This is a genomic window from Methylobacterium iners, from assembly GCF_022179305.1.
GTDB lineage: Bacteria > Pseudomonadota > Alphaproteobacteria > Rhizobiales > Beijerinckiaceae > Methylobacterium > Methylobacterium iners.
On the sequence record NZ_BPQP01000028.1, the window covers coordinates 31,685 to 44,916 of the forward strand.

Genomic DNA, 13,232 nt, shown 5'->3' on the forward strand with positions numbered 1-13,232 from the left:
GGGCACCGCCCCGTTTGTCATTCCGGGCCCGCCTCCGGCGCCCCGGAATGACGAAAGGTGGTGAAAGCCAGGACGGGCGATCCGCAACCCCGCCGCCCCTGCGGCGATGGGGACGAGGCTCTGGCCGCAAAAGCCTCGCCCTCATGCAGGCGCGGCCCTTGCTGGACCTGTTAAAATCTGTAATGTCACCGCGTTAGGACAGTAAGACTGTCCCATTTCTCGGCCTCCGCCTGGACGGTGGCTCAGGGCTCGGCGCGTGACGGTACTGACGACCAAACGAGATTGGACACCGGTCGCCGCGAAGGCGATCCGGGCGCGAGCGGCCTGATCGGAGCCGAGGCGAGCCCGCGGGTGGCGGGCGCTTCGTGACAGAAGACCCCTCCCGTGAGACGACGGACCCTGGCATCGCCGGATGCAGGGGCATGAAACATGCTCGCATGCGAGCGGGGCGGAACACGAGGGATGGTGAGCATGGCCGCATCTGCTGACTTCGGAGTCTCCCAGGCTTCGATCCCCGCCACGCGCGACGGCGGTGCTACCCTGACGATCCGCGATGCCGGCCTGCCCGCCGCGCAGGGCCTCTACGACCCCGCCCGCGAGCGCGACGCCTGCGGCGTCGGCTTCGTCGCGGACATGCACGACCGCCGCACCCACGCCATCGTGGCCCAGGGTCTGCAGATCCTGGAGAACCTCGACCATCGCGGCGCGGTGGGTGCCGACCCCAAGATGGGCGATGGCTGCGGCATCCTCGTTCACATTCCGCACCGCTTCTTCGCGGAGGAATGCGCCGGCCTCGGCATCACCCTGCCCGAACCCGGCCATTACGGCGTCGGCCAGTTCTTCCTGCCGCAGGATGCGGAGGGCGTGCGCCTGATCGAGGAGATCGTCGCGCAGTCGCTCGCCGACGAGGGCCTGCCGCTCCTCGGATGGCGCGACGTTCCGGTCGACCCCTCCGACCTGGGCGAACGCGTGAAGGAGAGCGAGCCGCGCCACCGCCAGCTCTTCATCGGCCGTCCCGCCAGCGTCGGCGACGAGGACGCCTTCGAGCGCCGGCTCTTCACCGCGCGAAAGGTGATCTCGAACAAGGTCTACGGACTCAACGATCCGCGGCTGAAAGCCTTCTATCCCGTCTCGCTGTCGACCCGGACCATCGTCTACAAGGGCATGGTGCTGGTGACCCAGCTCGGCCACTATTACCGCGACCTGCAGGACGAGCGCTTCGTCTCGGGGCTGGCGCTCGTTCACCAGCGCTTCGCGACGAACACCTTCCCGACCTGGCGGCTCTCGCACCCCTACCGGATGGTCGCCCATAACGGCGAGATCAACACGCTGCGCGGCAACGTGAACTGGATGGCGGCCCGCCAGGCGAGCGTCGATTCCGATCTCTTCGGCAACGACATCTCGAAGCTCTGGCCGATCTCCTACGAGGGCCAATCCGACACCGCCTGCTTCGACAACGCCCTCGAGTTCCTCGTGCAGGGCGGCTACTCGCTGGCCCACGCGATGATGATGCTCATCCCGGAGGCCTGGGCCGGCAATCCGCTCATGAGCGCGGAGCGCAAGGCCTTCTACGAGTACCACGCCGCCCTGATGGAGCCGTGGGACGGGCCGGCCGCGGTCTGCTTCACCGACGGCCGCCAGATCGGCGCCACGCTCGACCGCAACGGCCTGCGCCCCGCCCGCTACCTCGTGACCGAGGACGGCCTCGTCGTGCTCGCCTCCGAGATGGGCGTGCTGCCGATCCCCGACGAGAAGATCGTCGAATCCTGGCGCCTGCAGCCGGGCCGGATGCTGCTGATCGACCTCCAGAAGGGCCGCATCATCTCGGATGAGGAGATCAAGAGCGAGCTCGCCGCGGCCCACCCCTATGCCGAGTGGCTCAAGAACACCCAGATCGTGCTGGAGGACCTCAAGCCCGTCGTCGCGCGCGAGACCCGCTCGGACGTCAGCCTGCTCGATCGCCAGCAGGCCTTCGGCTACACGCAGGAAGATCTGAAGCTCCTGATGCAGCCCATGGCCGTGACCGGCCAGGAGGCGGTGGGCTCGATGGGCACCGACACGCCGCTCTCGGCGCTCTCGGACAAGCCGAAGCCGCTCTGCACCTACTTCAAGCAGAACTTCGCGCAGGTGACGAACCCGCCGATCGACCCGATCCGCGAGGAGGCCGTGATGAGCCTCGTCTCCTTCATCGGTCCGCGGCCGAACCTCCTCGACATGGAGGGGGCGTCGCGCAAGAAGCGGCTCGAGGTGCGCCAGCCCATCCTCACGAACTCGGACCTCGAGAAGATCCGCTCGATCGGGCATTTCGAGGACCGCTTCGACACCAAGACCCTCGACATCACCTACCCGTCGGAATCCGGCGCGGCGGCGATGGAGGGCGCGCTCGACCGCCTCTGCGACCGGGCCGAGGTCGCGGTGCGCGGCGGCTACAACATCATCATCCTGTCCGACCGCGGCGTCGGCCCGGACCGCATCCCGATCCCGGCGCTGCTGGCGACCGCGGCCGTGCACAACTACCTGATCCGCAAGGGGCTTCGCACCTCGGTCGGCCTCGTCGTCGAGTCGGGCGAGCCGCGCGAGGTACACCATTTCGCGTGCCTGGCCGGCTACGGCGCGGAGGCGATCAACCCCTATCTCGCCTTCGAGACGCTGATCGCGATGAAGGACGAGCTGCCGCCCGACCTGACCGACGACGAGATCGTCTACCGCTACATCAAGTCGATCGATAAGGGCCTGCTCAAGGTCATGTCCAAGATGGGCATCTCGACCTACCAATCCTATTGCGGCGCGCAGATCTTCGATGCGGTCGGCCTGAACTCGGCCTTCGTCGCCCGCGACTTCTTCGGGACCGCGACGACGATCGAGGGCATCGGCATGGCCGAGGTTGCCGAGGAGACGGTCCGGCGCCACAACGACGCCTTCGGCGATGCCCCGGTCTACCGCCACGCGCTGGATGTCGGCGGCGAGTACGCCTATCGCCTGCGCGGCGAGAGCCACACCTGGACCCCCGACAGCGTCGCGACGCTGCAGCACGCGGTGCGCCTCGGCCTGCCCGAGCGCTACCGGGAATATGCCCGGCTCGTGAACGAGCAGGAGAACCATCTCAAGACCATCCGCGGCTTGTTCCGGATTCGCCAGGCGGCCGAGCTCGGCCGCGCGCCGGTGTCGATCGACGCGGTCGAGCCGGCGGCCGACATCGTGAAGCGCTTCGCGACGGGGGCCATGTCCTACGGCTCGATCTCGAAGGAGGCGCACGAGACGCTCGCCATCGCGGTCAACTCCTTCGGCGGCCGCTCGAACTCGGGCGAGGGCGGCGAGGAGGTCGAGCGCTTCAAGCCGATGCCCGACGGGCGCTCGCGCCGCTCGGCGATCAAGCAGGTGGCCTCGGGGCGCTTCGGCGTGACGACGGAGTACCTCGTCAATTCCGACATGATGCAGATCAAGGTCGCACAAGGGGCCAAGCCCGGCGAGGGCGGCCAGCTGCCCGGCCACAAGGTCGACGCCAAGATCGCCAAGGTCCGCTACGCGACGCCTGGCGTCGGCCTGATCTCGCCGCCGCCGCACCACGACATCTACTCGATCGAGGACCTGGCCCAGCTCATCTTCGACCTGAAGAACGTGAACCCCGACGCGGATGTGTCGGTGAAGCTCGTCTCCGAGGTCGGCGTCGGCACGGTCGCCACCGGCGTCGCCAAGGCGCGGGCCGACCACATCACGATCTCAGGGTTCGACGGCGGCACGGGCGCCGCCCCGCTCACCTCGATCAAGCATGCGGGCGGTCCCTGGGAGACGGGGCTGGCCGAGACGCAGCAGACGCTGGTGCTCAACCACCTGCGCGGCCGCGTCGTGCTCCAGGCCGATGGCGGCATCCGCACGGGCCGCGACGTGCTGATCGCCGCGCTGCTGGGCGCCGACCAGTTCGGCTTCTCGACCGCGCCGCTCATCGCGGCCGGCTGCATCATGATGCGCAAGTGCCACCTCAACACCTGCCCGGTCGGCGTCGCGACGCAGGACCCGGTGCTGCGCAAGCGCTTCAAGGGCACGCCCGAGCACGTCGTCAACTACTTCTTCTACGTCGCGGAGGAGCTGCGCGAGCTGATGGCGGGGATGGGCTTCACCAAGCTCGAGGACCTGATCGGCCGGGCCGACCTTCTCGATACGCTCGAGGTCATCGAGCATTGGAAGGCCAAAGGGCTCGACTTCTCGAAGCTCTTCCACCGGCCCGACGTCGGGCCGGAGGTCGCGATCCGGCATGTCGAGAAGCAGCATCACCCGATCGATACCGTGCTCGACCGGCGCCTGATCGAGCGGGCGCAGCCGGCCCTCGAGTCCGGCGAGCCGGTCGTGATCGAGGACGTGATCCGCAACTCGGACCGCACCGCGGGCGCGATGCTCTCAGGGATGGTCGCCAAGCGCTACGGCCACGAGGGCCTGCCCGACGACACGATCCGGGTCGAGCTCGCCGGCACCGCCGGCCAGAGCTTCGGCGCCTGGCTCGCGGCGGGTGTCACCCTGGCCCTGACCGGCCACGCCAACGACTACGTCGGCAAGGGCTTGTCCGGCGGCAAGCTGATCATCCGGCCGACCGACGCGCTCAAGGCGCCGGCGGGCCACACCATCATGGCCGGCAACACCGTGCTCTACGGGGCGATCGCCGGCGAGTGCTACATCCGCGGCTCGGCGGGCGAGCGCTTCGCCGTGCGCAACTCGGGCGCCATCGCGGTGGTCGAGGGCATGGGCGACCACGGCTGCGAGTACATGACCGGCGGCGTCGTGGTCTCGATCGGCGAGACCGGGCGCAACTTCGCGGCCGGCATGTCGGGCGGCATCGCCTACGTGCTCGACGAGGACGGCTCGTTCTCGGCCCGCTGCAACCTGTCTATGGTCGACCTCGAACCCGTCGAGGAGGAGGACGACCTCATGCGCCGCTTCCACCAGGACGGCGACCTCGAGACCAAGGGCCGCGTCGACATCCTGGCGGACATGTCCGGCCACGACGAGGAGCGGCTCTCCCAGCTCATTACCAACCACCTGAAATACACCGGCTCGCCCCGCGCCAAGGCGATCCTCGACGACTGGGCGGGCTACCGCACCAAGTTCGTCAAGGTGATGCCGGTGGAGTACCGGCGGGCGCTGCGCGAGATGGAGATGGCGCGGATGCCCGTGGCGGCGGAGTAGGGCGGCGATGCGGATCTACGGCGATCTCGTCTCCGGCAACTGCCTAAAGGTCAAGATCGTCGCCGATCTCGTGGGGCTCTCCTACGAATGGGTGCCGGTCGACATTCTCAAGGGCGAGAGCCGGACGCCCGATTACCTCTCCCGCTTTCCAGCGGGGCAGGTGCCGGGCCTGGAACTCGACGACGGACGCTGCCTGGCGCAGTCGAACGCGATCATGCGGTATCTGGCGCGCGACAGCGCCCTGATCCCGGGAGAGGACTTCCTCCGGGCCAAGATGGACGAGTGGCTGTTCTGGGAACAGTACAGCCACGAGCCGGCCATCGCGGTCTGCCGGTTCGAGATGCGCTACCTCGGCAAGCCGAGCGAGGCGCGGGATCCGGCTCGGGTGAGGCGGGGTGAGGCGGCGCTCGACCTGATGGAGCGGCACCTCGCCGGCGCGCAGTGGATGGTCGGGCACGGCGTCAGTCTCGCGGATGTCGCGCTCTTCGCCTACACGCAATGGGCGGACGAGGGCGGCTTCGACCTGACGGCAAGGCCGGCGATCCGAGCCTGGCTCGGCCGTTGCACCCAGGCGCTGCGGCCGGCCGCGGCCGATTGAGAACGGTCCCGGGCTGATCCGGGGCGGAGTAGAGAACCGGCGGCGACGGGACTCCCAAGTCCCCCTCCGCACGGCGCGTTAGATGGTCTCGCGAAAGACGGGCACGATGGGCAAGGTCACAGGGTTTCTCGAGTTCGACCGTCAGGAGCAGAAGTACCAGCTCGCGGCCGACCGCGTGCGGCACTTCCGCGAGTTCACGCTGCCGCTCGACGACCACGACCTGAAGAAGCAGGCGGCCCGCTGCATGGATTGCGGCATTCCGTTCTGCCACGGCGATACGGGCTGCCCGGTCCACAACCAGATTCCGGATTGGAACGAGCTCGTCTACCAGTCCGATTGGGAGGAGGCGCACCGCAACCTGCACTCCACCAACAACTTCCCGGAATTCACCGGCCGCATCTGTCCGGCTCCGTGCGAGGAAGCCTGCACGCTCAACCTCGAGAACCAGCCGGTCGCGATCAAGACGATCGAGCAGGCCATCGCCGACCGGGCCTGGAACATGGGCTGGGTCAAGCCCGAGCCCGCCGAGATCCGCACGGGCAAGAAGGTCGCGGTGATCGGCTCGGGTCCGGCCGGCATGGCGGCGGCCCAGCAGCTCGCCCGGGTGGGGCACGAGGTCCACGTCTTCGAGCGCGAGCCCAAGGCTGGCGGCCTGCTGCGCTACGGCATCCCCGATTTCAAGATGGAGAAGCGCCACATCGACCGGCGCGTGAAGCAGATGGAGGCGGAAGGCGTCCGTTTCCATTACGGCGTCAATGTCGGGGTGACGAAGCCGCTCGACGAGCTCACCGCCGCCTTCGACGCGGTACTCTTCGCCGGCGGCGCCGAGGACCCGCGCAACCCGCAGCTTCCGGGGCAGGACCTGGAGGGCGTGCATTACGCCATGCCCTTCCTCGTCCAGTCGAACCGCCGGGTCGGCGCCGAGCCGATGCCCGGCAACGGCGAGCCGCCGATCCTCGCCACCGCCAAGAACGTCGTCGTCATCGGCGGCGGCGACACGGCCTCGGATTGCGTCGGCACCTCGTTCCGCCAGGGCGCGCTCTCGGTGACCCAGCTCGATATCCGCCCCCGGCCGCCCGAGCGCGAGGACAAGCTGACGGTCTGGCCCTACTGGCCGACCAAGATGCGGACCTCGTCGAGCCAGGCCGAGGGCGCGGAGCGCGAGTTCCAGGCCGCGACGCTGCGGCTGGAGGGCAAGAAGGGCAAGCTCACGGGCGTCGTCTGTACCCGCGTCGACGAAAAGCGCCAGCCGGTGCCCGGCGGCGAGTTCGTCCTGCCCGCCGACCTCGTCTTCCTCGCGATCGGCTTCGCCGGCTCGGTCCGCAAGGGGCTCTTGGAGCAGTCCGGCGTCGTCATGGACAAGCGCAGCAACGTCGTCGCCAACGAGCGCGACTATCGGACGTCGAACGAGAAGATCTACGCGGCGGGCGACATGCGCCGCGGCCAGTCCCTGGTGGTCTGGGCGATCCGCGAGGGCCGCCAGGCCGCGCGCTCCATCGACGAGGCGCTGATGGGCGCGAGCGTGCTGCCGCGCTGAGTTTCGCCCCATAGGCCGACGCGAGTAAGACGCCTCTCCTCCCCCTTTTAGGGGGAGGAGGTGGGAGGTGGGGGTGGCTGGGTGACCCTGCTGCGGAGGCCAGCGGAACCACCCACACCCTCGATCCCTCCCCACAAGGGGGAGGGAAGCGCGCTGTCAGTACCCAACTGAGCTGATCGATCGGACTTGGCATGAAAAGGCCTCTGCGCATTCCCGATCACGCCGGCGGATGCCGAAGGCCGCGTCGACGTCCCAGCCCTGCGTGGGCTCGTCGAGCGGCTTCGCACGGCGCAGGTGGATTCCATCGGCCTGCTCGGCAGCACCGGCACCTATGTCTATCTCACGCGCGCCGAGCGCCGCCGCGCTCTCGAGGCGACGATCGAGGAGGTGGCCGGCAAGGTTCCGATCCTCGTCGGAATCGGCGCCCTGCGCACGGACGAGGCTGTGCGGCTCGCCCAGGACGCCAAGGCCGCCGGTGCGGCTGCCGGCCTCCTGGCGCCCGTTTCCTACACCCCACTGACAGAGGACGAGGTCTTCGAGCACTTCGTCACGGTCGCTGGGGAGGGCGGGCTGCCGCTCTGCATCTACGACAATCCCGGCACCACGCATTTCCGGTTCAGCTCCTCGCTCATCGGCCGCCTGAGCCGCGTGCCGGGGATCGCCGCCCTCAAGGGTCCGGCGCCCGAAGCGCAGGCCGTTCCGGCGCAGCTCGCGGCGTTGCGCGGCGTCGTGCCGGACGGCTTCTCGCTCGGCTACAGCGGCGATTGGAACGCGGTCGAGACGCTGATCGCCGGCGCGGACGCCTGGTACAGCGTCGTCGCCGGCCTGTTTCCCGAAGCCGGCATGGCGATCGTTCGGGCGACGGGTCGAGGCGACGCGGCGGAAGCCCGGCGGTTGAACGCGCGCCTCGAACCGCTCTGGACCCTGTTCAAGGATTTCTCGAGCCTACGGGTGATGTACGCGAGCGCCGACCTGCTCGGCCTCTGCCGCGCGGCTCCGCCGCGGCCGATCCTCCCGCTCCCCGACACCGCTCGGCAGCGCGTGGCGGCAGTGCTTGAGGCTCTGGACTTGATCTAGTCGGATGCCTCAGCCCGGCGGCCATCTGAAATCGTCCGCGCGCCCCGGCTGGGGCGGAGGCGGGGCGCCGCGCTGCAGGGTGCGCTCCACCGCTCCCGAGGGATCCGGCTCGCCGGGGCGACCGCTCAGGAGGACGCCGCCGGGCGAGACCTCCGGCCGGCTCAGGGGCACGACCGGTCCGGCCGCGGGCTTGACCGGCAGGGCCGGGATGCCGGGCGGCTCGGGCAGACTCGGGAGCATCGCGGTGATGTGGCGGTCCAGCGCCGCCGTGTCGTCGAGCTTTGGGATGGTGCCCTCGAGCGTGGGGGCCGGAGTCGCGGCCACCGCGGGAGCGGCTTGCGCGTCTGCCGGGGCGGGTGCGCCCGCGCCCATCAGGCGCTTCAGCTCGACATCGGCGAAATGCGCGACCTTGCGGGCGCCGGCCTTGGTGAAGTGGACCCCGTCCGAGGTGCGCAGCTTGGCGGGCTGACCCTCCAGGTCCGGCCCCGAAACGACGAAGCGGTTGCGCTCGTCGACGAAGCCGGGCCAGACATCGACATAGGTGCCGCCGCCTCGGCTCACGCGCTCGCGGTAGATCTCGTTGATCGCGGCGATGTCCTTGGTGAGCGACTCGCTGCGCATCGGCGGCGCGCCGACCCAGATCAGGGGCACCTTCTGCTCGGAGAACACCTTGACCAGGGCGTCGACCCGGCCGCGATAGATCTCGCGCCAGCGCTCGGTCAGCGGCTCGGCGCTCTGGTCGCCCTCGCGGATGGCCTGGCGGTCGTTGGCGCCGAGCATCACGACGGCGTAGGCGGGTTTGGAGCCGGCCTTGATGAACTCCTCGGCGGCCTTGGGCCAGTCGACGACATCCCGGCGCACGAGGCCGCTATCGCCTCGAGAGCGGTCGATCACCGCCACGTCGGCATTGTCCTCGAACACGTCGGTGAGGCCGCTCTTCAGGTAGCTCGCGAGGGAATCGCCGAACACCGCGATCCGGATCGACGGCTCGGCCTTGGGCACGGCGGGCTTGGGCTGGGCGGCCACCGGCGCGGCCGGGCGCGGGCGGCGGGAGCGGGGCTCGTCGGCGTAGGCCGGGGAGCGGGGGCGCGTCGGTCTGGCGCCGGGCGTCGGTGCCGGGGGCGCCTGCTGCGTGCGGTCCTCCCAGGGCCAGTAGAACTGGCGCTGCTGCTCCTGCGGCGGCGCGTAGCGCCGGTTGGCCTGGCGGGCGCCGTAGCCGCCATCGTCGCGGTAATACTCGCGGGCACGGCGGCGGGGCACGTCCTCGTAGCCGTCGTCCCATTGGGCTTGGGCGGGCCGCGTCTCGACGAGGCTCAGCGGTGCGGCGACGGAGAGAACCATCGCCGCGGATCGCAGCAGCCTCGACGGGGTCAGAAGCGTCATCGCGAGTCCCGAAAACCAAGCCCGTCGCGCCGGCACGACGGCGGCCCCTCTCGCGACAACATAGACCCTTCGCCGCGGAATCACAGGGCGACTCAGCGCGGGCTGCGCAGCCGCTCCAGCAGCGCCGGCGTCGCGTAGCCGTCGGCGGTGATCCCCTCCCGGATCTGGTACTGCCGCACCGCCTCGCGCAGCTTCGGCCCGGCCCGGCCGTCGGCCTCGCCGGCATAGAGGCCGCGGGCGGCCAGCGCCGCCTGAACGCCCTGGAGACCGGCCTTGTCGAGACGGGGCGCCGCGTTCGGCCAGGGTGCCGCGAGCGCCGGCCCGCCGGCGAGGCGATCGGCCAGGTGGCCCACGGCCAGCGCGTAGGAATCCGAGGTGTTGTAGGCCCGGATCACCTTGAAATTGTCGGTGATCAGGAAGACCGGACCACCCATCCCGCCGGGCAGGAACAGGCTCGCTTGGCCCGCGGCGGGGAGGGCGCCGCCGTCCGTGCGCTGCACGCCGCGTCGCGCAAAATCACCGAGCTCGCCGCGGTATCGCGTGAGATCGAAGCCCTCGGGCAGGGCAACCTCGTAGCCCCAGGAGAAGGCGAGGTTCCAGCCGAGATTCTTCAGGTAGCCCGCGATCGAGGCCAGCGCGTCGGGCTCCGAGGCCCAGATGTCCCGGCTGCCGTCGCCGTCGAAATCGACCGCATGCTTGAGGAAGCTCGAGGGCAGGAATTGCACCTGGCCCATCGCGCCGGCCCAGGAGCCCTTCATGCGCTCCGGCGCGATGTCGCCCCGCTCAAGGATCGCCAGGGCAGCAAGAAGCTCGTCGCGGAACAGGGTGCCGCGGTGCCGGGCCTGGGCCAGGGTGGCGAGCGCCCGGATCGTCGGCACGGAGCCGCCGCTCGCGCCGAAATCCGACTCGACGCCCCAGAAGGCGAGGACGATCCAGCGCGGCACGCCCGTCTCGGACTCGATCCGGCTCAGCGTCGCCGACAGGCGCGCCGCCTGCGCCCGACCTCGCGTGATCCGGCCGGGAGAGACCGCGCCGACGAGGTAGTCCCAGACCGGACGGCCGAACTCGCCCTGCTTGCGGGTTCGCGCCAGCACGTCGGCGTCGGGCGTCGTCACGCCTCGAAAGGCGGCGTCGAAGGTGGCCCGCGAGACCCCGCGTGCCTCCGCGTCCGGACGGAGGGATTCGATGAAGCCGCGGAAATCCTGCGACGCTTCGAGAACACGAGCGGCCGGCTTCGCGCGCGCACTCCCTCCCCCCTCGCCCGCAGAGGGAGGAGGGAGTGCGCGCGTCGGTTCAGGGGCTGCTGCAGCCGGCACGGACGATGCCGCGGCCAGTGCGACCCATCGTAGAAGTCTCGCCCTCACGTCCGGTTGCGACGCCCGAGCGCCTCCTCCCAAGCCAGCGCCTGCGCGACGATCCCGTCGAGGTCGTCGTGTTTCGGGCTCCAGCCCAGCTCCGCTCGGATGCGGTCGGCGCCCGCCACGATCCGGGCCGGATCGCCGGGGCGGCGGGGAGAGAGACGCACTTCGAAGTCCCGCCCCGAGATGCGCTTGACCACCTCGATCACCTCCAGAACCGAATAGCCGCGCCCGTAGCCGCAATTCAGCGTCAGGCTGTCGCCGCCGGAGCGCAGGTGGTCGAGGGCGACGCGGTGCGCCTCGGCGAGATCGGAGACCTGGATGTAGTCGCGCAGGCAGGAGCCGTCGGGCGTCGGGTAGTCGGTGCCGAACACCTCGAGGTGGCTTCGCTGGCCCAGCGCGGCCTGCGTCGCGACCTTGATGAGATGCGTCGCGTTCGGCGTCGACTGGCCGGTGCGCCCGCGCGGGTCGGCGCCGGCCACGTTGAAGTAGCGCAAGATGACGTAGGAGAAGCCATGCGCCTTCGCGGCGTCGGCGATCATCCACTCGCTCATCAGCTTCGAGCGGCCGTAAGGGTTGATCGGCGCGGCCACCAGATCCTCTGGCACCGGCACGATCTCGGGCTCGCCGTAGACGGCCGCCGTCGAGGAGAAGATGACGTGCTTCACGCCGGTGCGCGCCGCCGTCTCGATGAGCGCGCGGGTCTTCACGGTGTTGGCGAGGTAGTAGCCGAGCGGATCGGCGACGGAATCCGGCACCACGATCTTGGCCGCGAAATGGGCGATCGCGTCGACGCGGTGCTGGAGAATGAGCTCGGTGACGAGGGCCTGGTCGGCCACGTCGCCCACCACGAGCTTGACCTCCGGCGGCAGCGCCCAGTCGAACCCGGTCGAGAGATCGTCGAGGACGATGATCTCCTCCTGGCCCGCATCGATCAGCGCCAGCACCATGTGGCTGCCGATGTAGCCCGCCCCGCCCGTGACCAGAACTGCCATTCTCGTTCCTCCCGCTTCCCGCAGCACCGTTCTATCGTAAAGTCCCGGCGTCGTTTATGCCGCAGGGGCCGCGTCGGTCGCGACGACCCGGTGAGACTTAAACGTTTCGAGCTTCGCGAGCCGCCACCGGTTCGTCCCCGTCTTCCTATCGACTGGACCACTTTCGATGAAACCCATTCGCAAGGCCGTCCTCCCCGTCGCCGGTCTCGGCACCCGCTTCCTTCCCGCCACCAAGGCGGTGCCCAAGGAGATGCTCACCGTCGTCGACCGGCCGGTCGTGCAGCACGTCGTCGACGAGGCCCGCGAGGCCGGCATCGAGCACTTCATCTTCGTCACCGGCCGCGGCAAGGCGGTGATCGAGGACCATTTCGACATCGCGTTCGAGCTCGACCACACCCTGCAGGCGCGCGGCAAGCAGGCGGCCTACGAGGAGCTGAAGCGCGACCTGCCCAAGGCCGGCCAGACGAGCTTCACCCGCCAGCAGGCGCCGCTGGGCCTCGGCCATGCCGTCTGGTGCGCCCGCGAGATCGTCGGCGATGAGCCCTTCGCGGTGCTCTTGCCCGACATGCTCAGCCGCGGCTGCATGGGCCAGATGCTTTCGGCCTACGAGCGGCACGGCGGCAACATCATCGCCGTCGAGGAGGTGAAGCCGGAGGAGACGCACCAGTACGGCATCGTCAGCGTCGGCGAGACCTTCGACCGGACCTTCGAGATCACCGGGATGGTCGAGAAGCCCAAGCAGGGGACCGCGCCCTCGAACTTCATCATCTCGGGCCGCTACATCCTGCAGCCCGAGATCTTCGCCATCCTGGAGCGCGGCGAGACCGGTGCCGGCGGCGAGATCCAGCTCACCGACGCGATGATCAAGCTCGCCGCGGAGCAGAACTTCTTTGGGCTGCGCTACGAGGGCCGGACCTACGACACCGGCTCCAAGCTCGGCTTCCTCACCGCCAACATCGCCTACGCCCTGGAGCGCGAGGATCTCGCCGGGCCGCTCAAGGCCGAGATCGCCGCCCTGTTGGGTCGGGCCTGAGCGAAGAGTTTGCGCCACGGTCAAGCTCTTGCGCTGAGCGCGGGCAAGCCATGCACTCAGAGCGGGCATTCAG

Annotated in this window: 6 protein-coding genes and 2 pseudogenes; 5 read left to right on the plus strand and 3 right to left on the minus strand. The window is 69.6% G+C overall.

Going from position 1 to position 13,232, the window contains the following annotated elements; all coding sequences use genetic code 11:
* Positions 1 to 462 precede the first annotated feature (462 nt).
* From gltB to MFF55_RS09745, 4 genes and pseudogenes are all read left to right on the plus strand, one after another.
* Positions 463 to 5,178: a glutamate synthase large subunit gene (gltB, locus tag MFF55_RS09730; protein WP_373874772.1), complete on the plus strand. Its 4,716-nt coding sequence runs from the start codon at positions 463 to 465 to the stop codon at positions 5,176 to 5,178.
* A 7-nt stretch (positions 5,179 to 5,185) separates the two neighbouring features.
* A complete protein-coding gene (locus MFF55_RS09735) occupies positions 5,186 to 5,776 on the plus strand; it encodes a glutathione S-transferase family protein (protein ID WP_238243893.1) in 591 nt (196 codons plus the stop codon).
* A gap of 106 nt (positions 5,777 to 5,882) precedes the next feature.
* Positions 5,883 to 7,313 carry a glutamate synthase subunit beta gene (locus tag MFF55_RS09740; RefSeq protein WP_238243920.1) on the plus strand — a complete coding sequence of 477 codons (1,431 nt, stop codon included), beginning with the start codon at positions 5,883 to 5,885 and terminating at the stop codon, positions 7,311 to 7,313.
* A 198-nt stretch (positions 7,314 to 7,511) separates the two neighbouring features.
* A pseudogene (locus tag MFF55_RS09745) lies at positions 7,512 to 8,390 on the plus strand (dihydrodipicolinate synthase family protein); the annotation flags it as partial.
* 9 nt (positions 8,391 to 8,399) lie between these two features.
* Here the strand turns inward: MFF55_RS09745 and MFF55_RS09750 are convergent.
* The 3 genes and pseudogenes from MFF55_RS09750 to galE all read right to left on the minus strand — a co-directional run bounded on the left by MFF55_RS09750 (position 8,400) and on the right by galE (position 12,126).
* Positions 8,400 to 9,731 (minus strand): DUF459 domain-containing protein, encoded by a 1,332-nt coding sequence (locus MFF55_RS09750; RefSeq protein WP_373874774.1) that lies wholly within the window; start codon positions 9,729 to 9,731, stop codon positions 8,400 to 8,402.
* Between the two features lie 134 nt (positions 9,732 to 9,865).
* Positions 9,866 to 10,975 (minus strand): annotated as a pseudogene (locus tag MFF55_RS09755) (lytic murein transglycosylase); the annotation flags it as partial.
* 158 nt (positions 10,976 to 11,133) lie between these two features.
* Positions 11,134 to 12,126, minus strand: coding sequence for a UDP-glucose 4-epimerase GalE (gene galE, locus MFF55_RS09760; RefSeq protein ID WP_238243895.1), 993 nt, complete (start codon positions 12,124 to 12,126; stop codon positions 11,134 to 11,136).
* Positions 12,127 to 12,292: 166 nt separating this feature from the next.
* On the opposite strand from galE, the gene galU reads away from it, so the two are divergent.
* Positions 12,293 to 13,159: a UTP--glucose-1-phosphate uridylyltransferase GalU gene (gene galU, locus MFF55_RS09765; RefSeq protein WP_238243896.1), complete on the plus strand. Its 867-nt coding sequence runs from the start codon at positions 12,293 to 12,295 to the stop codon at positions 13,157 to 13,159.
* The last annotated feature ends 73 nt before the right edge of the window (positions 13,160 to 13,232 follow it).